The organism is Micromonospora sp. SD19, assembly GCF_054462275.1.
Genome location: NZ_JBTLMN010000001.1, coordinates 303,723 through 327,075 on the forward strand (window position 1 = coordinate 303,723; position 23,353 = coordinate 327,075).

A 23,353-nucleotide genomic window follows, 5' to 3' on the forward strand; every position below is an offset into this window, starting at 1 on the left:
ACCCTACGCCGCTGTGGGCGTACGGAGAGCGGTAGCGGGCCGTGCGGAGCGTCAGCCGCGTGCGGCGTCCCGCAGCGCGTCGCGGGCCTGCGCGTACGAGCCGAGCACGATCCGTACCGGAGTCAGCACGTACTCGTCGCCCACCTGGGCCACCCGCGCCGTCAGCCGCTGTTCGGCGCGGGCCCGGGCGCGTCGGGCGGCCCACCGCACCACCGGTCGGGTCAGCACCGCCACCAGCAGCCCGGCCAGCAGGCCACCGAGCAGCAGCGCTGTCGGCAGCGGCACCGCGCCGACCATCGGGTTGTCCAGCGCGGGCAGGCCGAGAACCCGCAGCGCGTAGCCGAGCACCAACCAGCCCAACCCGACCACGGCGGCGAGGGTGACCAACCACTGCACACCGCCGACGGCACGCCACCACACCGGTCGACGGTCGAGGCCGAGGTCGGTGCCGGCGATCGTGCGGTCCAGGGCGTCCGGCAGGTCGCCGAGGCGGGACCGGGCGGCGGACGTCACCGCGCCGGGCCAGGCGGCGGGCAGGTCGGCGGCGGCCCGGTCGGCCACCGCGCGGATGGCGAGGCCGAGCGCCGAGCGTTGGGCGGCCGTCGGGTCCGGTACCGAGGTGGCCGCGACCAGGCTTTCCGCCGGGTCGCTCTGGTCGCCGGGCGGGCCCGGCAGGTGCAGTCGGCGCAGCGGGTCGGGTCGCAGCCGCCGCCAGCCCCGGACCACGGGCCAGCCGGTGGCCGCGCCGGCCCGGTGCCGGTACGCCCGCTCCACGGCCTCGGTCACCGCGGGCACCCCGGCCGCCCCGGCCAACGCCCGGTTCAGCCCGTTGACGGCGGTGTCGTCCGGCCCACCCGCCGGCCGGGCCGAACCAACAAGTTGGTCCAGGCCGGCGACGACCGTGTCCACATCACCGGCGAGGCGGCGCAACGCGGCCTGCCGTTCGGCCACCGTGCGCTCCATGGTGGCGCGCAGCCCGACCATCCCGGCCGGATCGACGGCGGTGGTGGCCAGCAGGGGAACCCCGGTCAGCCCGTCCGTGTCGAGCAGCCGGCGCAGGTCGTCCAGGACCCGCGGCACCTCGGCCGGGGACAGCCGGTCGGCCTGGTTCAGCACGACCACCGTGACGTCGCGGTGCCGGTGGAACTCGCGCAGGTAGCTGTCGTGGATGACCCGGTCGGCGTACTTCTGCGGGTCGACCACCCAGACCACCTGGTCGACGAGGCCGAGGAGCCGGTCCACCTCAAGTCGGTGCGATCGCTGCACCGAGTCGAAGTCGGGCAGGTCGAGCAGGATCAGCCCGTGCAGGGCCGTCTCGTCGTCGGCGTCCAGGGCGCTCTCCCGAACGAAGCGGTGCCGGGGCAGTACGCCGATCCAGTCGAGCAGATGGTTGGCGCCCTCCAACGGCCCCCACACGCAGGCGTGGGTGACGCCGGTGGTCGGCCGGCGGACCCCGACCGGCGAGAGTTCCAGCCGCGCCAACGCGTTGAAGAGGCTGGACTTGCCGCTGCCAGTGGCACCGGCGAGGGCGACAACGGTGTGGTCCCGGGACAGCGCGAGCCGGGTGCCGGCCCGCTCGACCAGTGTGTGCGCGGGCACCAGGTCGCCGTCCGGCAGCAGACCGTCCACGGCGGTCAGGAACCGGCGTACCGCGTCCAGTCGGGCGATCAGCGCGTCGGCGTCGACCCGCTGGTCCCTGCGGAACACCTCGCGTACCCGGCCGGCGATGTTGCTCACCGGGAGCCCTCCTCGTCGCCGGCCGACAGGCCACTGCGGTGCCGGGCCAGCTCGACCCGGCCGGCGGCCCGGCGCAGCCCGTCGCCGGCGTCCGCGGCCGGGCGGGCCTCGGCGGTGCGGCTCAGGAAGCGGTCGGCCTCCGCGTCCAGCAGCGTCCGCACCCGGGCCAGCAGGTCGGTGCGGGCCTTGGCGGCGAGGGTACGCACCGCCTGGTCGCCGAAGATCGCCTGGAGGACGGCCTGCGCGGCGACAGTGGTGCCGGCCCCGGTGGCCAACTCCAGCCCGGTCGGGATGAACGCGGTGGAGGCGAAGACGGCGATCATCACGGCCAGCCCGGTGGCGTTCACCGCGTACGCGGCGGTGCGGGCCACGAACCGCTTGTCACCGCCCTCCACCCGGACCAGCTCCAGCACCCCGCGCTGCCAGTCCCGGACCATCCGTTCGGCGCGTTCGGGCAGGTCGTCGCTCGGGTGGGCGAGCGCCGGGTCGAGCAGCCCGGCGCCGGCCGGATGGGCCTTCCACCCGGTGTACGCGGATTCGGCGGCCTCCGAGGCCACCCCGCGCAGCAACGTCACCAGCTGGGACTCGATGGCGTTGCGCAGCTCGGCGGCGGGTGCCGGGCGACCGGTGACGGCGGCCACGACCCGGTCCCGTAGGCGGCCGATCCGTGCCTCCAGCGTGCGGAACAGCTCGCCGGTGCCGACGAACTCCTGCCAGCGGGCGAGCACCTCGCCGCGCAGCAGCCGGCCGTCCTGAAGCCCCTGCTCGACGGTGCGCTCGGCACCCCGGTACGCGGCCCGGACCCGTTCGTCCAGCCCATCGGCGGCGGCGAGCTGCTCGTCGGCGGCGTCGGCCAGGTCCTCCACTGTGGGATGCAGCGCGGCCAGCGCCCCGTCGAGGGTCTGGCGGACCACCGCGGCCCGCGCGTCAGCGTCGGCGGCCAGCCGGGCGAACCAGTCGGCCAGCGGCGCTGTCACCCCCTCGGGCAGCAGCCCCTGACCGTCGACCCAGGTCTCCGGCAACACGAACAGCGGCGCCCGGTCGAGGTCCTGCTCGGCGAGCATCTCGGTCAGGTGTGCGGCGATCTCGTCGGTGGCCTCAGCGGGCACCCGGTCCAGCACCATGGCGATCACCGCGCCGCGCGCCCGGGCGCTGCGCAGCAGCTCCCACGGCACCGCGTCGGCGTACCGGGCGGCGGTGGTGACGAAGAGCCACAGGTCGGCGGCGGCCAGCAGTTGGGTGGCGAGCGCCCGGTTGGCGTCGACGACCGAGTCGATGTCGGGCGCGTCGAGGAAGGCCAGCCCGGCGGGCAGGGCCGGGGCAGTGACGAGGTGCAGGGCGCGCGGATCGTCGCTCGGCTCGGTGGTGCGGGTCAGCCCGGGCAGGAGGTCACCCTGCCGGAACCACGCCGCGTCGGACGGGTTGCAGACCAGCACCGGGGAGCGGGTGGTCGGCCGGAGCACGCCGGCCGCGCTGACCCGGGCCTTGACCAGGCTGTTGACCAGCGTCGACTTGCCCGCGCCGGTGGAGCCGCCGACCACCACGAGAAGGGGGGCGTCCAACCGGGCGAGCCGGGGCAGCAGGTAGTCGTCGAGCTGGTCGGTGAGGGCGGTCGCGGCGTGCCGGGCGGAGCTGGCAGAGGGCAGCGCGAGGGGATACCGGGTCGCGCCGATCGCCTCCCGGAGGCCCGACAGTGCGCCGGGGAGGCTGTCGTCCCCGGTGGTGGCGGGCGGCTCCTCCGCGGCGTCCGGCGGGTCGGTGCGGGCTGCGACGGCGGGCGCACCGGAACGGGTGGCGGGATCGCCGTGCGTCGTCACCGCTAAAGCGTGCCCGACCGATGCAAGGGAAGACAACCGGACGGTAATAACGGCTGGGTTGCGTCGGGTTGACTCAAGTCGACTTGACGATTGGCCAACGCGTGGCACTATTGAGTCAAGTTCACTCAACTTGTGGTGGGGCCCGCTGCGGGCGGTGCTCGCCAGCAGCCCACGGGCGACGCCCGTCACCTGCACAACCTTACGAAGCGAGGAAGCGAACATGGCACGTGCGGTCGGTATCGACCTCGGCACGACGAACTCCTGCGTCAGCGTTCTCGAGGGCGGTGAACCCACCGTCATCGCCAACGCTGAGGGGTCGCGGACGACTCCGTCGATCGTCGCGTTCGCCCGCAACGGCGAGGTGCTCGTCGGTGAGGTCGCCAAGCGCCAGGCGGTGACCAACCCGGACCGGACGATCCGGTCGGTCAAGCGCGAGGTCGGCACGAACTGGTCCGTCGACATCGACGGCAAGAAGTACACCCCGCAGGAGATCTCCGCCCGGACGCTGATGAAGCTCAAGCGGGACGCCGAGGCGTACCTGGGTGAGCAGATCACCGACGCGGTGATCACCGTTCCGGCCTACTTCAACGACAGCCAGCGGCAGGCCACCAAGGAGGCCGGTGAGATCGCCGGCTTCAACGTGCTGCGGATCGTCAACGAGCCGACCGCGGCCGCCCTGGCGTACGGGCTGGACAAGGGCTCCAAGGAGCAGACCGTCCTGGTCTTCGACCTCGGCGGCGGCACCTTCGACGTGTCGCTGCTGGAGCTGGCCGAGGGCGTCATCGAGGTCAAGTCGACCAGCGGTGACAACCACCTCGGCGGCGACGACTGGGACCAGCGGATCATCGACCACCTGGTCAAGACGTTCCGTGGTGAGCACGGCATCGACCTCGGCCAGGACAAGATGGCCCTCCAGCGGCTCCGTGAGGCCGCCGAGAAGGCCAAGATCGAGCTGTCCGCCGCCACCACCACCAACATCAACCTGCCGTACATCACCGCTGGCGCGGCCGGCCCGCTGCACCTGGACGTGACGCTCAGCCGCGCTGAGTTCCAGCGGATGACGCAGGACCTGCTGGACCGTTGCAAGGGCCCGTTCGAGCAGGCCGTGAAGGACGCCGGGATCAAGATCTCTGACGTCGAGCACGTCATCCTGGTCGGCGGTTCGACCCGGATGCCCGCCGTGACCGACCTGGTCAAGCAGCTCACCGGCCGCGACCCCAACAAGGGCGTCAACCCGGACGAGGTCGTCGCCGTCGGCGCCGCCCTCCAGGCCGGTGTGCTCAAGGGTGAGGTCAAGGACGTCCTGCTGCTCGACGTGACCCCGCTGAGCCTGGGCATCGAGACCAAGGGCGGCATCTTCACCAAGCTGATCGAGCGCAACACCACCATCCCGACCAAGCGCTCCGAGGTCTTCACCACGGCTGACGACAACCAGCCGTCGGTGCTGATCCAGGTGTTCCAGGGCGAGCGGGAGATCGCGGCCTACAACAAGAAGCTCGGCACCTTCGAGCTGACCGGCCTCCCGCCGGCGCCGCGCGGCGTGCCGCAGATCGAGGTCGCCTTCGACATCGACGCCAACGGCATCGTCAACGTGCACGCCAAGGACCTGGGCACCGGCAAGGAACAGAAGATGACGATCACCGGCGGCTCGTCGCTGCCGAAGGACGACATCGAGCGGATGCGCCGGGACGCCGAGGAGCACGCGGAGGAGGACAAGCGCCGCCGCGACGACGCCGAGACCCGCAACGTGGCCGAGGCGCTGCAGTGGCAGACCGAGAAGTTCCTCGCCGAGAGCGGCGATAAGCTGCCCAGCGAGAACCGTGAGCAGCTCAACGAGGCGCTCGGCGAGCTGCGCGGCGCCCTCGGCGGGCAGGATGTCGAGAAGATCAAGTCCGCGCACGAGAAGCTGGCGCAGGTCTCCCAGCAGGCCGGCTCGCTGCTCTACTCGCAGCAGGCCGAGCAGGGTCAGCAGCCGGGTGGCGAGCCCGGCCCGGGTGCGACCGGCGCGACCGGCGCGCAGGCCGGCGGCGCCGACGACGTGGTCGACGCGGAAATCGTGGACGAGGACGGCAAGAAGTGACCGTCGGCCTCCGACACGTGTCCACCGCGAAGGGGATGAGGTAGCCGCATGACGCAGAAGCCACGAGCCGCCGACCCGGGCGAGACCGGGTCGACGCCGGGTGGCTCCGCGCCCACGGAGCAGACCACCGGCGACGGGGAGCGGGTCGTCATCCGTAACAACCGCAAGCTCGTCGACACCGCCGAGCCGGAGGGCGCCGCCGCCGACGCTGAGGCCGGCGTGCCGGCCGAGGGTCTGGTCGAGGACGCCGAGGTCGTGGTCGACGAGATCGAGGTCGAGGTCAACGCCACCGACGGGCCGGAACCGTCCGGCCCGCCGGTGGTGGACGCCCCGGCGCAGCCGGTGGACGGCGGCGGCACGGGCACCTCGCTCGGTGCCGAGCTGGAGGCGCTCCGGGCCGAGCTCGACGAGCGGACCAGGGACCTGCAGCGGGTGTCGGCGGAGTACGCCAACTACCGCAAGCGGGTCGACCGTGACCGCAGCCTCGTGCAGGAGCAGGCGACCGGCTCGGTGCTGGCCGCGCTGCTGCCGATCCTGGACGACCTGGACCGGGCCCGGGAACACGGCGACCTGGTCGGGCCGTTCGGCACGGTGGCGGAACAGCTCACCACCGCGCTGGGCAAGTTCGGCCTGAACGCCTTCGGCGAGCAGGGCGACCCGTTCGACCCGACCCGGCACGAGGCGGTCGCGCACCAGACCTCGGCCGACGTCAGCGAGCCGACCTGCGTGCAGGTCATGCGACGCGGCTACCAGCTCGGTGAGCGGCTGCTGCGCCCCGCGCTGGTAGCGGTCGCGGATCCGGAATAGTGCCAGCCAGTGACCAGGCCGTCCCGCCCACCGCTGCGCGGTGGGCGGGACGGCCGGGCCACCAGGGTCGGAAGGAGGTGGACCGGTGAGTTCGAAGGACTGGATCGAGAAGGACTTCTACGCCGTGCTCGGCGTGGACAAGGCCGCCTCCGCGGATGACATCAAGAAGGCGTACCGCAAGGTGGCGCGGGAGTCGCACCCGGACCACAACCCGGGCGACCCGAAGGCCGAGGAGCGGTTCAAGGCCGCGTCCGAGGCGTACAACGTGCTGTCGGACAGCGGCCGCCGCCGCGAGTACGACGAGATGCGCTCGCTCTTCGGCTCGGGCGCGTTCCGGCGCAACGCCCGGGGTGGTGGCCAGCCGGGTGGCATGCCGTTCGACGTCTCCGACATGTTCGGTGGCGGCGGAGGCGGCGATCGCCGCTTCGGAGGCGCCGGCTTCCAGGACCTGTTCAGCTCGATCTTCAGCGGCGGTCAGGCCGGTGGGCAGGCCGCGCCCCGCGGTCCGGCCCGTGGCCGGGACGTGGAGACCGAGGTGGCGCTGGACTTCGGCGACGCGGTGCGCGGGGTGACGCTGCCCCTGACGCTGCGCGCGCCGGGGGTCTGCGACACCTGCCACGGCAACGGGGCCAAGCCCGGCACCCAGCCGCAGACCTGCCCGGTCTGCCACGGTGCCGGGGTGACCACCCGCAACCAGGGGTCGTTCAGCTTCTCCGAGCCGTGCCGCAACTGCCAGGGCGTCGGCACCGTGGTCGAGGAGAAGTGCCCGGAGTGCCACGGCAGCGGCGGTGTCACCAAGACCCGCACCATGAACGTGCGCTTCCCGGCCGGTGTGGCCGACGGTCAACGCATCCGGCTGGCCGGGCGCGGCGAGCCGGGCGAGCGCGGCGGTCCGGCCGGTGACCTCTTCGTGCACGTCAAGGTTCGGCCGGACGAGTTGTTCGGGCGTACCGGAGACGACCTGACGCTGACCGTTCCGGTGACCTTCGCGGAGGCCGTGCTCGGCACGGACCTGCGGGTGCCCACGCTCGACGGCGCGGTGACCCTGCGGGTTCCGCCGGGGACGCCGAGCGGGCGGGTGCTGCGGGCCCGGGGCAAGGGTGTGGTCCGCCGTGATGGGCAGGCTGGTGACCTGCTGGTGACGTTGGACGTGGTGGTGCCGGCCCGGTTGTCCGACGAGGCGCGCACGGCGCTGGAGTCGTTCGCCGAGCAGACTCCGCCGGCGGCCCGGGAACATCTCGACGCACGGGTGCGTCGAGTCAGTTAGTCCGGTGGAGGGGACGCGGAGGTGAGCGGGATGTCGGGCGAGTTCCTCGGTTCGGGCGACCCTGCCTACGAGGCCAAGGTGCTGATGATCTCGGTGGCGGCGCGGATGGCGGGGATGCACCCGCAGACGCTGCGCCAGTACGACCGACTCGGGCTGGTGCAGCCCGGTCGAGCGGCCGGTGGCGGGCGTCGTTACAGCGTCCGCGACGTGGTGCTGCTGCGCGAGGTGCAGCGACTCAGCCAGGACGACGGGATCAACCTGGCCGGCGTCAAGCGGATCATCGGGCTGGAGCGGCTGCTGGAGCAGGCGCAGCAGCGGGTGGCCCGGCTGGAGGCGGAGCTGGACGCCGCGTACCGCCGGGTGGCCGAACTGGAGTCGCTGGCCCGCTTCCCGGGCCGGGATCTGGTGCCGACCAACCGCACCTCCACCGCCCTGGTGGTGTGGCGCCCTCGCCGCACGCCCGATCGCTGACCTGCCGCTCACCCGGAGCTGTCTGCCCGGCCCGGACCGCGCTGGATTTCCCGGCGCGGTCCGGGCCGCTTCGGTTAGCCTGTCGATAAGGGTTCAATCGGCTTAAATCGGACCCACCGGCATGGCGAGGGGGAGCGATGGCGGAGCCGGCGAAGAAGATGGCCCAGCAGACGGAGGACCGGTTGGAGAAACTGGCCGAGACCGTCCGCGAGAAGTTCGACAAGGTCACCGAGGGGACCTACCGGGACCGGATCATCGCGGGCCGGTTCGCCGAAGACGGCGAGCGCGGCGGCGAACCGGGCCGAGCCGAGACGGAACGCAAGCAGGACTGACCGGCGACCGACGTGCGGGCCGGGACCCACGGGGGGTCCCGGCCCGTTCGCCGGTTGGGTGCGGGCCGGGACGCGGGGGCGCAGCGGGGGGGGGGTCCTATACCGAGCCTTTGGAGCTGAATCGTTTACGACATCACGCTGTGGTCCGCACCTGTCACGTCAGGGACCCCAACCGGTGAATCGTTTGCGACATCAGCTCCACAGCGGCGCAGGAACCAACACCCCGCTGCGCAGACCGCTGGCGATCAGCCCGCTCTCAACCGAGGCGGCGGTTTTCGCGGACCAGGCCGCCCTCGCACCAGTCCCGGTAGACGAAGAGATCCGGTCGGGCCAACAGCACCCGGCCGTTGTGCGCCCAGATCTTCATCAGCTCGTCGCCGTCCCGCTCGGCCTGTTCGACGAGCTTGCGGAAGCGGCGCTTCGGGTGGGCGCGGAAATTCGTCCGGATGCCGTCGGCCGCGTAGATGTACAGGCAGTGCAGCGCGAAACGCCGGGCCGGGCAGGTCGGATCCATCGCTAACTCGAAGAGCGTCAACACCAGTCGGTCGCCGGAGACCAGCAGGTCCCAGTCGGGTGGCATCGAGGCCAACGGCACCGAATCGGGCTTGTACGCCCAAGCTCGCAACTCCGCCGGAGTCGGATCGACGGGGTTGGCGAAGCCGTGGAACGTCGATTCCTGCACGCTCACCGGCCAACCTTCCGCTCTCGCCCGCGTTTTGGCAACGCTGCCTGCGGACCCTGGCTGCTGCGGCGAAACGGTAACCCGCCCACGCTTTGCTGCGGTAGCCCCCATGAGGAGCAATTCCGCAACCGTTGGCGGGAGGGGCATTACGCCCCTCCCGGTGGCCGTCCCGCGGGTTCAGGTGGTGCTCAGTGCAGTGGGTCGGGGACCGGTGTCGACTCCCGCCGCTGGGCCGCCGCCCGAGTGCGCAACCACCGCTTGAACCACGGGAAGTCAGGCAGTCGGGCCAGAATCGGTCCGGTCACCACGGTGATCAGGACGTACGTCGCGGCCAGCGCCGCCAACCGTGGCTCGACGCTCCCGGCAGCCACCGCGAGCCCGGCGATGACGATGGAGAACTCGCCTCGGGGTACGAGTGCCAGGCCGGTCCGCCATCGACCGGGTTCCGCGATGCCGACACGGCGGGCGGCGAGGTAACCGGTGAGCGTCTTCGTCCCCATGGTGACCACGGCCAGGGCGAGTGCCGGCAGCAGGACCGGCGGGATGTCCTGCGGGTCGGTGGTCAGGCCGAAGAAGACGAAGAACACCGCGGCGAACAGGTCCCGCAGGGGTGAGAGCAGCTCGGTGGCGTGGTGCGCCACCGGGCCGGAGAGGGCGATGCCGACCAGGAACGCACCGACCGCCGCCGACACCTGGAGCGACGCGGCGATGCCGGCGATCAGCAGGGTCAGACCGAGTACGCCCAGAAGCAGCGCCTCCGGGTCCTTCGCCGACAGGGCGGCGGAGATGAGGTGGCCGTAGCGGATGGCGAGGACCAGCACGAGCAGTACGGTGCCCACCGCGACGGTGAGCGCGATCCCGCCGCCGAGCAGGCCGGTGCCGGCCAGGACGGCGGTGACGAGCGGCAGGTAGAGAGCCATCGCCAGGTCCTCGATGACGAGGACCGAGAGGATCACCGGGGTTTCCCGGTTACCGAGCCGGCCCAGGTCGGCGAGGACCTTCGCGATCACGCCGGAGGAGGAGACCCAGGTGATGCCGCCGAGTACCAGGGCGGCGACCCAGTCCCAGCCGAGCAGCAGGGCGAACCCCGCGCCGGGCAGCGCGTTGAGGACGCCGTCGATCAGCCCTGCCGGCGCTGCCGAGCGCAGGTTGCCGACGAGTTCGTTGGCCGAGTATTCCAGGCCGAGCATCACCAGCAGCAGGATGACGCCGATCTCGGCGCCGACGGCGAAGAACTCCTCGCTGGCGTCCAGCGGCAGCAGCCCGCCGTGCCCGAACGCCAGCCCGGCGAGCAGGTAGAGGGGGATGGGAGAGAGGCCGAAGCGCCGGCTGAGCCGGCTGAGGAGCCCAAGCAGCAGCAGCAGCGCACCGACTTCGATGAGCAGCGTGGTGAAATCGTGCATCCGCCTCAGCCGTCCGGGTCACTGTCGGCGAGGATGGCGGACACGCCGTCGAGACCCCTGCGGGTCCCGACAACGACCACCACGTCGCCGGCCGCGAAGCGGAAGGAGGGGAGTGGCGAAACGATCACTTCGCCTTCGCGCAGCACTGCCACGATGGAGGCGCTGGTGCGGGTACGCGCCTTGGTGTCGCCGAGCTTCCGGTTGACGTACGGCGACCCGGCCGTGATGGCGATCTGCTCGGTGAGCAGACCGGCGGCCTGCTCGCGGAGCCCGGAGAGCTGACCGAGCATCAGCGACGCACCGAGAATGTCGGCCAGTGCCTCGGCCTCGTCGTCGGTCAGCGGAATGTCCGACTGACAGGCGTCGGGGTCGTCGGGGTCGTAGAGGACGAGATCACGGCGGCCATTGCGGTGGGAGACAACGCCCAGGCGGCGTCCGGACTCCGTCACCAGATCGTGACGTACCCCGATCCCGGGTAAGGCGGTCTGCTCGACACGTACTCGCACTCACCCAGGCTACCGCTTCGTGAACAGAAGACAGATCTTGGAGGGAGCAGGCCCAACCGTGGGTGATCGACTCGGCCTTCACGATGTCGGGGTGTCCGGACAGCCCGGACACCCCGACCCTCAGCGAACCGAGTCGATCAATTCGGTCGGCGGAGGCTGGCGAAGAACTCGCTGATGTCGGTGACCAGCACCTCGGTGGCCTGGTGGGCTGCGTAGTGGCCGCCGACGTCGCCCCGACCGGCGACGTCGGTCGCGTACGCCGTCCACCGGACGATGTTCGCGTGGTCCCGTTCGGCGAAGCGGCGGATGGACTGGAAGTCGCCGGGGAACATGGCCAGCGCGGTCGGAGCGGTGGTCGGCCCGGCCGGCGGCTCGCCGGCGTGCGCGTCCTCCCAGTAGAGCCGGATCGCCGAGGCGGCGGTCCCGGTGAACCAGTAGAGCGCGACGTTGGCCAGGATGAAATCGGCGTCCAGGCTCTCGTCGAAGAGCTGGGCGTTCCAGGCGAGCAGCCCCACCGGTGAGTCGGCCAGCCCGAACGCCAGGGTCTGCGGCTGCTGACTGTGCACCTGGTTGAAGGAGAACTTGTTCTCGTAGAACCACTGGAGGTGCCCGAGCGCCGCCTGGTCCGCCTCGGAGAGCCCGGCGAACTCGGCCGGGTCGCCGGAGGGGAACGAGAAGAGCTGGGTGACGTGGACGCCGAGCACCCGCTGCGGTTCGATCCGGCCCAGCTCCGGCGCGATCATCGAACCGGCGTCGTTGCCGACCGCGCCGTAGCTGTCGTACCCCAGGCGGTTCATCAGCTCGGCCCAGGCGCGGGCGATGCGGAACCGGTTCCAGCCGGCGTTGCGGGTCGGGCCGGAGAAGCCGAAGCCGGGCAGCGACGGGATGACCACGTGGAAGGCCGGCGCGTCCGGGTCGGTGGGCTCGGTGAGCGGGGCGATCACGTCGAGGTATTCCAGCACCGATCCGGGCCAGCCGTGGGTGAGCACCAGCGCGGTGGCGTCCGGCCGGGACGAGCGGACGTGCAGGAAGTGGATCTGCTCGCCGTCGATCTCGGTGACGAACTGGGGGTGGGCGTTCAGGCGGGCCTCGACGGCGCGCCAGTCGAACTCACCCCGCCACCTGTCGACGAGGGCGCGGACCCGCTCGGTGCCCATCCCGTAGGAGTCGCCCGCGCCGGGCAGGTCGGCGGGCCAGGTGGTGCGGCCCAGCCGGGCGGCCAGGTCGTCGAGGGCGGTCTGCGGGATCTCGACGCGGAACGGGCGGATCGCGGTGTCGCTCATGCCGGAACTCCTTCGGAACGGAATGTTTCGTTCTGCAATCACAGTAGCAGAGCGGAACGATCCGTTCCACTGTTAGGCTGACGACATGTCATCGACTTCCGGCAAGACGCTGGGCGGTCGCCGCGCCCAGGCCGCCCGCAACGACGAGGTCATCCTCGAAGCCGCCCGCGCCGTCTTCCTCGACGACCCGAAGGCCCCGATCGCCGCCGTCGCCGACCGCGCGGGCGTCGGCATCAGCGCGCTCTACCGGCGGTACGCGGGCAAGGAGGACCTGCTGCGTCAGCTCTGCCACGACGGGCTGCGCCGGTACGTCGCAGAGGCCGAGACCGCCCTCGCCCAGCCGGACGACTGGGCCGCGTTCACCGGCTTCCTCGGCCGGATCGTCGACGCCGACGTGCACTCGCTCACCGTCCACCTGGCCGGCACCTTCACCCCGACCGAGGAGATGGGGCGGGACGCGGTGCGCGCCGGTGAGCTGGCCAGCGCCCTGGTCGACCGGGCACGCGCCAGTGGGCGGCTGCGCCCCGACGCCGTCGTCCAGGATCTGGGGTTGCTGTTGGAGGCGTGCGCCGCGGTGCGCGTACCCGATCCGGAGCGGACCCGCCAACTGCGCCGCCGGCAGCTCGCGGTCCTGCTGGCCGGCCTGTCGGCGGTGCCGGACGCGGACCCGCTGCCCGGCCCGCCGCCGGCGGCCGGCGAGTTCGACTGGCGGTGGCGGCGCCGGGAGTGATGGGCGTCACGCGCTAAGGTTGAGTGGAATACGCTCAACTCTGGTTGTGTCCAATCCAGTGGACAACGCCGATCCGGGGGAGCCCATGAACACCGAAAGACTCACCACCAAGAGCCGGGAAACCATCACGGGCGCCGTCGCGCTGGCCAACCAGCGTGGTCACGCAACAGTGGAGCCCTGGCACCTGCTCCTGTCACTCCTGGACACCGACGGTTCGACAGCCACCGGTCTGCTGCGCGCCGTCGGGGCCGACCCGACCGAGCTGCGCCAGACCGCCCAGCGCGCTGTCGACAACCTGCCGGCCGCCCGCGGCTCCAGCATCGCCGAGCCGACGTTGGCTCGGGAGTTCGTCAACGCCATCGGCGCCGCCGAGCAGATCGCCCGGCCGCTGGGCGACGAGTACACCTCCACCGAGCACCTGCTCGCCGGCCTGGCCCGGGTGGGCGGGGCGGTGTCCGGCGCGCTGAAGACCGTCGGCGCCACCGAGGAGGCTCTGGTCGCCGCCTTCCCGACCGTTCGCGGTGGGGACCGTCGGGTCACCACAGCCGACCCCGAGCAGACCTACCAGGCCCTGACCAAGTACGGCGTCGACCTCACCGCCAGCGCCCGGGACGGCAAGATCGACCCGGTCATCGGGCGGGACTCCGAGATCCGTCGGGTCATCCAGGTGCTCTCCCGGCGTACCAAGAACAACCCGGTGCTGATCGGCGAGCCCGGCGTCGGCAAGACCGCGATCGTCGAGGGTCTGGCCCAGCGGATCGTCACCGGCGACGTGCCCGAGTCGCTGCGCGACAAGAAGCTGATCTCGCTGGATCTCGGCGCGATGGTCGCCGGCGCGCAGTACCGCGGGCAGTTCGAGGAGCGGCTGAAGTCCGTCCTGGAGGAGATCAAGAACTCCAACGGGCAGGTCATCACGTTCCTCGACGAGCTGCACACAGTCGTCGGCGCCGGCAAGGGCGAGGGCTCGATGGACGCCGGCAACATGCTCAAGCCGATGCTGGCCCGTGGTGAGCTGCGGATGGTCGGCGCCACCACGCTTGACGAGTACCGCGAGCACATCGAGAAGGACCCGGCGCTGGAGCGCCGCTTCCAGCCGGTGCTGGTCGGCGAGCCGACCATCGAGGACACCATCGGCATCCTGCGCGGGCTCAAGGAGCGCTACGAGGTGCACCACGGCGTACGGATCACCGACGCCGCGCTGGTCGCCGCCGCGACCCTGTCCGACCGCTACATCACCGACCGGTTCCTGCCCGACAAGGCGATCGACCTGGTCGACGAGTCCGCGTCCCGGCTCCGGATGGAGATCGACTCCCGGCCGGTCGAGGTGGACGAGATCGAGCGGGCGGTCCGCCGGTTGGAGATCGAGGAGATGGCCCTGGCCAAGGAGCCGGACGCCGCCTCCGCCGAGCGACTGGAGCGACTGCGCAAGGAGCTGGCCGACAAGCGCGAGCAGCTCACCGTGCTCTCCGAGCGCTGGCAGACGGAGAAGAGCCACATCACCAAGCTCTCCACCGCCAAGGAGGAGTTGGAGCGCCTCGGTGGTGAGGCCGAGCGTGCCGAGCGGGACGGCGAGTTGGAACGTGCGGCCGAACTGCGCTACGGCCGGATCCCCGCCCTGAAGGTCGAGCTGAAGCAGGCCGAGGAGGAGCTGGCCCAGCTCCAGGCCGACGGCGCGATGCTCAAGGAGGAGGTCGGCGCGGACGACATCGCCGCTGTGGTCGCCTCCTGGACCGGCATCCCCGCCGGCCGCCTGCTGGAGGGTGAGACGGCCAAGCTGCTGCGGATGGAGGATTCGCTGGGCGGCCGGGTGGTCGGCCAGGGCGAAGCGGTCGGCGCGGTCTCCGACGCGGTACGCCGCGCCCGCGCCGGCATCGCCGACCCCGATCGCCCGACCGGCAGCTTCCTCTTCCTCGGCCCCACCGGCGTCGGCAAGACGGAGCTGGCCAAGGCCCTCGCCGAGTTCCTCTTCGACGACGAGCGGGCGATGGTCCGCATCGACATGAGCGAGTACGGCGAGAAGCACTCGGTCGCGCGCCTGGTGGGTGCGCCGCCCGGCTACGTCGGCTACAACGAGGGTGGTCAGCTCACCGAGGCGGTACGCCGACGGCCGTACTCGGTGGTGCTGCTGGACGAGGTGGAGAAGGCCCACCCGGACGTCTTCGACGTGCTGCTCCAGGTGCTCGACGACGGGCGGCTCACCGACGGCCAGGGCCGCACTGTCGACTTCCGCAACGCGATCCTGATCCTCACGTCCAACCTCGGATCGTCGGTGATCAGCGATCTGACGCTCGCCGACGAGCAGCGCCGGGAGGGTGTGCTGGCCGTGGTCCGGTCGCACTTCAAGCCGGAGTTCCTCAACCGGCTGGACGACATCGTGGTCTTCGCCTCGCTGCGCGGGGACGACCTGCGCTCCATCGTCGACATCCAGTTGGACCGGATGCGGCGGCGGTTGGCCGACCGCAGGTTGGGCCTGGAGGTCACCGATGCGGCCCGGGACTGGCTCGCCGAGCACGGCTACGACCCGATCTACGGCGCCCGTCCGCTGCGCCGCCTGGTGCAGAGCGCGATCGGCGACCAGCTGGCGAAGGCGCTCCTGTCCGGCCAGATCCGCGACGGCGAAACGGTAAAGGTCGACCGCACCCCGGAAACCGGAACCCTCTCCATAACCCCCGCCTAATCCCCACCCCTCAACGCGGTGATCAAGAGGTTTGCGTCAGGTTCGCGTCTTCGCATGACGCAAACCTCTTGATCAACAGGGTGGGGCGGGGGTGGACGGGGAAAGGGGTGGGGCATGTTTGGGATTGGTAGGAAGTGGGAGCGGGACCTTGGTGCGGCCGCCGACGAGTTGGCGGCGGCTGACACGCTCGCCTTCGGGGGAGTTGGCCTCGCCGGCACGTTGTTGCCGGTGACGGAGGCGTACGAGCGGGTGTCGGCGGCCCTCGACGACCACCCCGAGGAGGTCCGCCGCCAACTCGACCGGGTGCTTGCCGACGGCACACCCGCCGGCCGGGCGTACGCGGCCACGCTGTTGGAGCGTGTCGACCCGGCGGCGGCCCGAGCGGCGTGGACGTCGCTGCGGGACGACCCGAGCGAGTTCACCACCTTCGTCGGCTGCGTCATGGACCGCGAAACCCTGGGCACCTACGCCAGCCGGCGGCTCGCCGCCGCCTGAGCCATGCGCAGCAGGCGGCGCCACCGGTGCCGTCGGTAGCTGAGCTGTCGGTCACGGTACGGGTCCCGCTGGTGCCGAAGGTTGTTACCGTCTGCGCCGACGAACCTGGGGAGGTAGTCGGGTGAACGCGCTGGTGACGTACTTGGCGGCGGCGCTTGCCGTGCTCGTGGTGACCGTGCTCCTGTTCGTCGCGCGGGCCCGCCGGACAACCCGGCCCGGCGGCCTGCCGCCGTCCGTCCGGTCAGCGGGCGGCCCGGCGCAGTCGCCGCGCGGTGGCCCGCTCCGCCTGACCCCCGGCGACCGCGTGCGGATCCGCGAGCGGGAGTACGCGGTGAGCGCCACCATCCGCCTGGTCGAGGGTGACTGGAGCTGGGTGCAGCACCTGCTCGACGACGGATCCGGCACCCGCCACCGGCTCTCCGTGGAGGACGGCCCCGAACTCGAGCTGGTGTTCTGGACCGCCGAACCGAGTGCCACCGTCACGCCGGGCGCCCCGACCATCGAACTCGGCGGGCGGCGCTTCACCTGGGCCGAGACCGGGCAGGCGCGATACACCGCCACGGGCGAGACCGAGCTGCCGTCGACCGGCACCATGCGCTATCACGACTACCAGTCCGGTGGCGCCGCGCGGCTCTCCTTCGAGGCGTACGGCGAAGAGGGCTGGCGGGTTTCCCGCGGTGACCTGCTCGGGCCCGCCGACCTGACGATCCACCCCACACCCGAGCTCCGCTGAGCTGGACCGGTGGGCGCGCCGAGCTCGTCGCGACATGCCGAACTGGCCGGTTGTCGATACGGTGTGGGCGCGATCTTAGGGAAGGAGAATCGTGGTCGATTCCCAGCGCACACCGGCCCGTCAGCGGCCATCCATTGTGTCGATTTCCAGTTACCTGCTCTTCCTGTTCCTGGCACTCCAGGTGATCAGCCTGATCATCACGCTCAGCACCTTCGGCAAGACGCGGGACGCGATTCGTGACGCGTATGCGGACAGCACCGCCGAGGGCGCCGACCAGGTGGCCGACGTCTTCGCCGTGATCGGCATCGGCGGCAGCGTCGTGCTGCTGCTGCTCGCGGTCGTGTTGGGCGTGCTGGCCCTCTTCAACAACCAGGGCCGCAACGGCGCCCGGATCACCACCTGGATCGTCGGCGGCATCATGGTCTGCTGTGTCGGCGGTGGCCTGCTCAGCAACGCGGCCGGCGGTCTCAACGCCGGTGGCGGGACCGGCGGCGACGGGCCCAGCCCCGAGGAGCTCCAGCGCCGCCTGGAGGAGGCCCTGCCCTCCTGGGCCACCCCGGTCAGCCTCCTGCTCAGCGTGCTCAGCCTGATCGCGCTGCTCACCGCGCTGATCCTGCTGGCGCTGCCGAAGGCGAACGAGTTCTTCCGCAAGCCCACCGCGGCCTGGGAGCCGCCGACCCCGGGTGCCAGCTACCCGGGCTACCCGCAGGCGCCGGGTCAGCCCGGCTACCCGCAGGCCTCCGGCGAGCCGGGCTATCCGTCGAGTGGGGAGCCGAGCTACCCGCCGCCGGCAGCGGACCGGCCGGACGCGACGCCGCCCACGGACCGGCCGGACGACACGCCGCCCACGGACCGGCCCGGGTCAACCCCGCCGTCGACGAGCTGACGGCTCGATAAGCACGACGCCGACGATCCCTCCGAGTAGGTTGCAACCCGACGCCTACCGGAGGGATTCGTCGTGTCGTACCCGGATTCGCCACCGGCCCGCCGGCCCGCCGCCGTCCTGTCGGCCGCGTCCGTGCTGTTGGTGATGGCGGTCGCCGCGCTCGCGTACGCCGTGGTCGATCTGGTGGTGCTGGGCGCGACGGTCGACGCGTTCCGTTCCGCCGCCGGCAACACGTCGGCGAGCCCGGAGCAGATCGACGACGTGGTGACCCTGCTCCGCGCCTCCATGGTGCTGTCGGCGGTGGTGGCGGTGCTCTCCGCGCCGCTGCTCGCCGGCCTGGCCCTCGGGCTGCTGGCCGGTCGCAACGGCGTGCGGGTGGCGACGTGGGTGGTCAGCGGGCTCGGCCTGCTCGCCGGCTGTTGCAGCGTGGCGGTGGTCGTCGGCGAACGGGCCGCGCCACTGCGGCTGGGCTCGGGCGAGCAGGCTCTCGCCGAGTTGCTGGGCCTGATCGGCGACGCGTACCCGTCCTGGTGGATTCCGCTCAACGCCGGGCTTTCCGTCGCACAGGGGCTCGGTTACCTTGTAGTAGCCACGCTGCTGGCGCTGCCCGCAACGAACAGCTGGTTCGGCCGCCACCGCTCGGCCACGCCAACCGCACCGCCCACGTTCACGCCCGCCCCGCACCAGCCCGCGCCCCCGTTCCCGCCCAGGTGAGGACCGCCACGTGACGCTCGACCCCACCACCGCCGAGCGGCGAGCCCTGATCACCGGGGCCACCGCCGGCATCGGCGCGGCGTTCACCCGGCGACTGGCCGCCGACGGCTGGCACCTGGTGCTGGTTGCCCGAGACGAGGCGCGGTTGAGTGAGCTGGCCACCGAGTTGGGTTCCGCGTACGGCCGCGAGGTGGAGACGATCCCGGCCGATCTGTCCACCGACGACGGATGTGCGACGGTGGAGCGGCGGCTCGCCGAGGGCAGCCCGGTGCACCTGCTGGTCAACAATGCGGGCATCAGCCTGAACAAACCGTTCCTGCGTTCCACGGCCGAGGACGAGGCACGACTGTTGCGCCTCAACGTGCACGCGGTCATGCGGTTGACCCTCGCGGCGGTTCGACCGATGACCGAACGGCGAAATGGGGCAGTGATAAATGTCTCTTCGGTCGCCGGTTTCGGTACGGCCATGCCCGGCTCGACCTACTCGGCCAGCAAGGCGTGGGTGACCAACTTCAGCGAGTCCGTCGGCCAGTCGACGCGGCCGTTCGGCGTTCAGGTGATGGCTCTCTGCCCCGGCTACACCCGCACGGAATTCCACCAGCGGGCCGGCATCAACATGTCCAAGACGCCGGACTGGCTGTGGCTGCGAGCCGAGGATGTGGTCGACGAAGCCTTGCGTGACCTGCGCAAAGGCAAGATGGTCAGCATCCCGGCGTGGAAGTACAAGGTGGTCGTCGCCGGTATGCGACACGCGCCGCGCCGACTGCTCCAGGCGGTCGCCCGGGACACCCGCGGCCGGATCGGTCGCGACGAGCGCTGAGCTTCGACAGGCCCGTCGGCCCCGAGCCGGCGGCGGGACGGCGTTGGCGCGCCGCTGTCAGACCAGTCGCTGAGCGTAGTCGAACATCGCCAGTCATCGGTTCCCCCCGGGGCTGATCAGGGTGGACCCCGCACACGGCGTTCAGAGTTGCGCAGTAACCTCTATCGCCATGGGGGACCACGACGACCTGCGTAAATTCATTACCGATCTGGCTGTGGTCCATGGCCGGGTCGTGCTCTCGTCGGGGCGCGAGGCAGACTGGTACGTGGATCTGCGGCGCGTCACGCTCCATCACCGGGCCGCGCCTCTGGTCGGCCGGGTGTTGCTGGACCTCACCGCCGACTGGGAGTTCGACGCGGTCGGGGGCCTCACCCTTGGTGCGGACCCGGTCGCCCTCTCGATGCTGCACGCCGCCGCTCCGACCGGCCGGGCCCTGGACGCCTTTGTGGTGCGCAAGGCGGGCAAGGCCCACGGTCTTCAGCGGCGGATCGAGGGGCCCGAGGTGGCCGGCCGCCGCGTGTTGGCGGTGGAGGACACCTCCACGACGGGCGGAAGTGTTTTGACCGCTGTCGAGGCGCTTCGCGAGGCCGGGGCGGAAGTCGTGGGTGTGGTGGTTATTGTTGATCGAGGCGCCGGCGACGCGGTGCGAGCCGCCGGATTGCCGTACCGGGCGGCCTATACGTTGGCTGACCTCGGCCTTGTGGCGTAAAAGTCTGCCGATTCGGATCTGCTGATATGCAGGCGGATCGATGCTGCTGGTGGAAGGATGGAATACGTGGGAACTGCGTTGGCCGAAATGACTATGCCTCAGATCTCGCCGCTAAACGGCGAGCCGATCGAACGTGCCGATGCCGAGCGTCTGGCCGGGGTCCTCAAGGCCCTTGCTGACCCTGCTCGGTTGCGGCTGCTCAGCCTGATCCAGTCGGCCCCCGAGGGTGAGGCGTGCGTCTGTGACCTGACCGCACCGCTCGGCCTCTCTCAGCCGACGGTCAGTCATCACCTGCGTATCCTCACCGAGGCCGGCTTGTTGCAGCGGGAGAAGCGCGGTGTCTGGGCGTACTACAGCCTGGTCCCGAGTGCGATCGCGACGATCGCCGACCTGCTGACCCCGCCGCGTAAGCGAGCCACCAAGAAGGCTCGCTGACGTAGGCATCACGCGCCGCCCCGAGCCGGGGCGGCGTCCGGTGGCGAGCCAGGGGTGGCGCCACCGGTGGTTGACACCTGCTCGTCCCCGGTCGCACCGCCGGAGGCCGGGTTCGACACGCTGACGGCCGACCCCCTCGCCAGGGGGCCGGCCGTCGTCGTACCCCTCAGCGGTCCTGACCGTGCTCCGGGCGCTGCTGGCCGTGCGGGTGCCGGTCGTGGTCGAACGCCTCGCGGGCCGCCTCCACCGCTCCGGCGGCACTGGCCGCCGCGACCATCGCGACCGCCTCGCCGCGCTTGCGAGCCCGCCGGTCGCGAAGGAACTCGAAGAAGATCGGCAGCACCGAGATCAGGATGATCAGGGCGACCACCGGCAGGATGTAGTGGTCGATCTTGTCGCCGATGGCCTGGTAGATCTGCTCGGCCAGCAGGTAGCCGATCAGCAGGATGCCGTCCACCCAGAGCACCGCGCCGACGATGTTCCACAGCAGGAACTTCTTGGCCGGCATGCCGAGCGCGCCCGCGACCGGGTTGAGGAACGTCCGGACGATCGGAATGAAGCGCGCCAGCACCACCGCCTTAGCCGGGCCGAACTTCTGGAAGTAGTACTCGGCCTTCTCCACGTACTCCTTCTTGAAGAGCCGCGAGTTCGGCCGTTCGAACATCGGCCGGCCGTACCGCGCGCCGAGCCAGTGCCCCAGCTGGGCGCCGACGATCGCGCAGATCGGGCCACCGATCAGCAGGCCGGCAAGGGAGAGGCGGGTGCCGTCGCCGAAGATCGCGTCCGCGACCGGTGACGAGGCGACCCCGGCGAGGAACAGCAGCGAGTCACCCGGGAAGAAGAAGCCCACCAGCAGGCCGGTCTCGGCGAAGAGGATCACCCACACGCCGATCAGTCCGAAGGTCTGCAACAGATCCTTGGGATCGAGCGGGTTCAGGGCGACGCTCTCCACGAGAGCGCGGGTCTTCTCAGCTGTGTCCACGGCCACAAAGGGTACCGAAGCCCGGGGCCCCGGCCGCGCCGGACCGGCCCCTCACCACCCGCCCGCGCCGTACGGCGCGGGCGGCAGCGTCCCGGCGTCGTGGGGTGCAACGACGGTGCCCCGCCGACCGTGGTGGTCGACGGGGCACCGGTGCCGCGGGGTGGATCAGGCGACGAAGCGGGTCCGGCGGCGCTTGGCCACCAGGTAGCCGCCGACGCCCGCGGCGAGCAGCAGCGCGCCGAGGCCGGCGATCAGGCCGGTGGACTGGCCGGTGATCGGCAGCGAACCACCGTCGCCGTCGCCGTCACCGTCGCCACCGCCCGTGCCGCCGGCCGCGTTCACCAGGATCTTGGCGACGTCGTTGGCCGGCTTCAGATCGTCGTAGAAGCCGCCCTCGCACTCGCACGGCACGTTGACCTTGACGGTGCCGGTGGCGTTGGCGATCACCTTGTCGATCCGGAACGTGAACTCACCGGTCAGCGTCTCGCCCGCAGGTGCGAACGGGCCCGGGTAGCAGCGGTACTCGCCGGCGCCGGGGCTGCCCGCCTCCGGCCACTCAACGTCGTTACCGGTCCGCGGCGCGCACTCCATCGGCACCGCGATGGCGGTGGTGCCGGTCGGCACCGTCACGTCGACGTACGTCACGTTGGCCTCGCTGCGGAGGTAGTCCAGCGTTGCCGGACCGTTGTTGCGGAAACCGAGGGCAGCGGTCAGCTCGGCGCCCTTCTTGCCGTTGAGCGTGGCACCGACGGCTTCCAGGTCGGCCCCGTTCTTGCCGGTGACGTCGACAGCCAGCCCGCTGAAGTTGTTGTTGGGTTCGGTGTCGGTCTGCACGGCACGGGCCGCGCGAGCGGCGGAGACCGCCTTCAGCGACAGCGTCTTGCCGTTGCCGCGGCGGGCCTTCTCCGCGCCGGCCTCGTCGCGGATCGCGAGGAGGTCCTCGAAGTCGGCCGGGGTCATGAACCAGGCGTAGCTGTTTTCGCGACCCGGCGCATAGGTGTCGGTGGCCAGCTCGTAGTTGAAGGTGGCCGTCGCGCCAGCGGAGGCCGGGATCTTCTCATCGAAGATGCAGGCGAAGAGGAAGTCCTCGGCGTAGAGGCAGTTGTCGAACCGCTCCTTGGTCCGGATGCCGTAGTCGGTGTCGAACATGGCCACGACACCATCGACCTCGGTCGTGCCGACATTGAACACCGTCACCGGGGCCTGGAACTTGCCGCCGGGTGCCGCCGTCACCGTGGTGTCCGGCCCGCCCTGCAGGTCGACGCCCTCGCCGACCCGGACCCGAGAGGTGTAGCTGGCGATGTCCTTACCGGCGGCCTTGAGGCTGATCTTCAGCTCGCCGGTGTCGCCGTTCGTCGCCTTGTCGGTCGGCGCGATGACGACCTCGCCGAAGAAGCCGCCGAACAGCTCGTCAATGGTCACCGGGACCTGTTCGCGGCAGAGAAGTACGCCATCGCCGTCGGCGGCGCAGTCGTTGCCGCTCTCGCCCGCCAGCGTGATCTTGCCGGCGAGGCTGCTGTAGTCGTAACGCACCGAGACCTCGTTGAGCACCGTGGACTCGCTGCTGTACAGGGACGGAGACCGGACGACGCCAGCAGAGTCGGCGGCGACGGTGACGTCCTGGAAGTACAGGTCGAACTCGGCCGCAGGGGCGGCGAAGGCGGGGGTGGCGGAGGCGGCGACGAACGCGCCTGCGACGCCCAGCCCGGCCAGCCAACGCCGGGTGGAGTGGGTGAGCATGAGGGGGTTCCTCCAGTTGGGGGATCAGGTGGAGCCTGCGGATCTTA

22 protein-coding genes are annotated in these 23,353 nt (G+C 71.3%); 14 read left to right on the forward strand and 8 right to left on the reverse strand.

All coding sequences use genetic code 11. The annotated features are described in order from the left end of the window. Window positions 1–51 precede the first annotated feature (51 nt). Both ACX27O_RS01440 and ACX27O_RS01445 read right to left on the reverse strand, forming a co-directional pair. Window positions 52–1,737 (reverse strand): GTPase, encoded by a 1,686-nt coding sequence (locus ACX27O_RS01440; RefSeq protein WP_458938824.1) that lies wholly within the window; start codon window positions 1,735–1,737, stop codon window positions 52–54. After that, window positions 1,734–3,554, reverse strand: a complete 1,821-nt coding sequence (locus ACX27O_RS01445; RefSeq protein WP_458938825.1) for an ABC transporter — start codon at window positions 3,552–3,554, stop codon at window positions 1,734–1,736. The genes ACX27O_RS01440 and ACX27O_RS01445 overlap by 4 nt, the downstream gene beginning before the upstream one ends. A gap of 220 nt (window positions 3,555–3,774) precedes the next feature. Here ACX27O_RS01445 and dnaK point away from each other — a divergent pair, with 220 nt between their 5' ends. The 5 genes from dnaK (at window position 3,775) to ACX27O_RS01470 (ending at window position 8,511) form a co-directional block, all read left to right on the forward strand. Continuing rightward, on the forward strand, window positions 3,775–5,634 hold the full coding sequence (gene dnaK, locus ACX27O_RS01450; RefSeq protein WP_030332082.1) for a molecular chaperone DnaK: 1,860 nt from the start codon (window positions 3,775–3,777) through the stop codon (window positions 5,632–5,634). 48 nt (window positions 5,635–5,682) lie between these two features. Beyond that, window positions 5,683–6,441, forward strand: coding sequence for a nucleotide exchange factor GrpE (gene grpE / locus ACX27O_RS01455; RefSeq protein ID WP_030332083.1), 759 nt, complete (start codon window positions 5,683–5,685; stop codon window positions 6,439–6,441). Window positions 6,442–6,526: 85 nt separating this feature from the next. After that, window positions 6,527–7,708 (forward strand): molecular chaperone DnaJ, encoded by a 1,182-nt coding sequence (gene dnaJ, locus ACX27O_RS01460; RefSeq protein ID WP_030332085.1) that lies wholly within the window; start codon window positions 6,527–6,529, stop codon window positions 7,706–7,708. A gap of 30 nt (window positions 7,709–7,738) precedes the next feature. Then, entirely contained in the window at window positions 7,739–8,179 is a 441-nt protein-coding gene (locus ACX27O_RS01465; RefSeq protein ID WP_030332087.1) for a heat shock protein transcriptional repressor HspR, read from the forward strand. Window positions 8,180–8,316: 137 nt separating this feature from the next. Continuing rightward, complete coding sequence (locus ACX27O_RS01470) at window positions 8,317–8,511, forward strand: hypothetical protein (protein ID WP_030332091.1); 195 nt, start codon at window positions 8,317–8,319, stop codon at window positions 8,509–8,511. A gap of 256 nt (window positions 8,512–8,767) precedes the next feature. Here ACX27O_RS01470 and ACX27O_RS01475 read toward each other — a convergent pair whose 3' ends face one another. The 4 genes from ACX27O_RS01475 to ACX27O_RS01490 all read right to left on the reverse strand — a co-directional run bounded on the left by ACX27O_RS01475 (window position 8,768) and on the right by ACX27O_RS01490 (window position 12,385). Further along, complete coding sequence (locus ACX27O_RS01475) at window positions 8,768–9,199, reverse strand: hypothetical protein (protein ID WP_030332093.1); 432 nt, start codon at window positions 9,197–9,199, stop codon at window positions 8,768–8,770. 182 nt (window positions 9,200–9,381) lie between these two features. Continuing rightward, complete coding sequence (locus tag ACX27O_RS01480; RefSeq protein WP_030332095.1) at window positions 9,382–10,596, reverse strand: cation:proton antiporter; 1,215 nt, start codon at window positions 10,594–10,596, stop codon at window positions 9,382–9,384. A 5-nt stretch (window positions 10,597–10,601) separates the two neighbouring features. Then, entirely contained in the window at window positions 10,602–11,102 is a 501-nt protein-coding gene (locus tag ACX27O_RS01485) for a cation:proton antiporter regulatory subunit (protein ID WP_030332098.1), read from the reverse strand. Between the two features lie 137 nt (window positions 11,103–11,239). Continuing rightward, a complete protein-coding gene (locus ACX27O_RS01490; protein ID WP_210861461.1) occupies window positions 11,240–12,385 on the reverse strand; it encodes an epoxide hydrolase family protein in 1,146 nt (381 codons plus the stop codon). A gap of 85 nt (window positions 12,386–12,470) precedes the next feature. Here ACX27O_RS01490 and ACX27O_RS01495 point away from each other — a divergent pair, with 85 nt between their 5' ends. The 9 genes from ACX27O_RS01495 (at window position 12,471) to ACX27O_RS01535 (ending at window position 20,584) form a co-directional block, all read left to right on the forward strand. Then, window positions 12,471–13,115: a TetR/AcrR family transcriptional regulator gene (locus ACX27O_RS01495; RefSeq protein WP_279520290.1), complete on the forward strand. Its 645-nt coding sequence runs from the start codon at window positions 12,471–12,473 to the stop codon at window positions 13,113–13,115. A gap of 85 nt (window positions 13,116–13,200) precedes the next feature. Further along, window positions 13,201–15,792 (forward strand): ATP-dependent chaperone ClpB, encoded by a 2,592-nt coding sequence (gene clpB, locus ACX27O_RS01500; protein ID WP_357835973.1) that lies wholly within the window; start codon window positions 13,201–13,203, stop codon window positions 15,790–15,792. Between the two features lie 114 nt (window positions 15,793–15,906). After that, entirely contained in the window at window positions 15,907–16,287 is a 381-nt protein-coding gene (locus ACX27O_RS01505; RefSeq protein WP_030332106.1) for a hypothetical protein, read from the forward strand. A 121-nt stretch (window positions 16,288–16,408) separates the two neighbouring features. Further along, window positions 16,409–17,020, forward strand: a complete 612-nt coding sequence (locus ACX27O_RS01510) for a DUF4178 domain-containing protein (RefSeq protein ID WP_210866383.1) — start codon at window positions 16,409–16,411, stop codon at window positions 17,018–17,020. 91 nt (window positions 17,021–17,111) lie between these two features. Then, the gene (locus ACX27O_RS01515; protein ID WP_210859999.1) at window positions 17,112–17,906 is read left to right on the forward strand and encodes a hypothetical protein; all 795 of its coding nucleotides are present in this window, start codon (window positions 17,112–17,114) and stop codon (window positions 17,904–17,906) included. Window positions 17,907–17,978: 72 nt separating this feature from the next. After that, window positions 17,979–18,620 (forward strand): hypothetical protein, encoded by a 642-nt coding sequence (locus ACX27O_RS01520; RefSeq protein ID WP_030332119.1) that lies wholly within the window; start codon window positions 17,979–17,981, stop codon window positions 18,618–18,620. 10 nt (window positions 18,621–18,630) lie between these two features. Beyond that, window positions 18,631–19,440 (forward strand): SDR family NAD(P)-dependent oxidoreductase, encoded by an 810-nt coding sequence (locus tag ACX27O_RS01525; protein WP_458938826.1) that lies wholly within the window; start codon window positions 18,631–18,633, stop codon window positions 19,438–19,440. Window positions 19,441–19,609: 169 nt separating this feature from the next. Continuing rightward, complete coding sequence (gene pyrE / locus ACX27O_RS01530) at window positions 19,610–20,149, forward strand: orotate phosphoribosyltransferase (protein WP_112586136.1); 540 nt, start codon at window positions 19,610–19,612, stop codon at window positions 20,147–20,149. A 57-nt stretch (window positions 20,150–20,206) separates the two neighbouring features. Further along, window positions 20,207–20,584 (forward strand): ArsR/SmtB family transcription factor, encoded by a 378-nt coding sequence (locus tag ACX27O_RS01535; protein ID WP_030332125.1) that lies wholly within the window; start codon window positions 20,207–20,209, stop codon window positions 20,582–20,584. Between the two features lie 166 nt (window positions 20,585–20,750). On the opposite strand, the gene ACX27O_RS01540 is transcribed toward ACX27O_RS01535, so the two are convergent. Both ACX27O_RS01540 and ACX27O_RS01545 read right to left on the reverse strand, forming a co-directional pair. Further along, window positions 20,751–21,572, reverse strand: a complete 822-nt coding sequence (locus ACX27O_RS01540) for a DedA family protein (RefSeq protein ID WP_030332126.1) — start codon at window positions 21,570–21,572, stop codon at window positions 20,751–20,753. Between the two features lie 159 nt (window positions 21,573–21,731). Continuing rightward, window positions 21,732–23,306 carry an LPXTG cell wall anchor domain-containing protein gene (locus ACX27O_RS01545; protein WP_458938827.1) on the reverse strand — a complete coding sequence of 525 codons (1,575 nt, stop codon included), beginning with the start codon at window positions 23,304–23,306 and terminating at the stop codon, window positions 21,732–21,734. Between the last annotated feature and the right edge of the window lie 47 nt (window positions 23,307–23,353).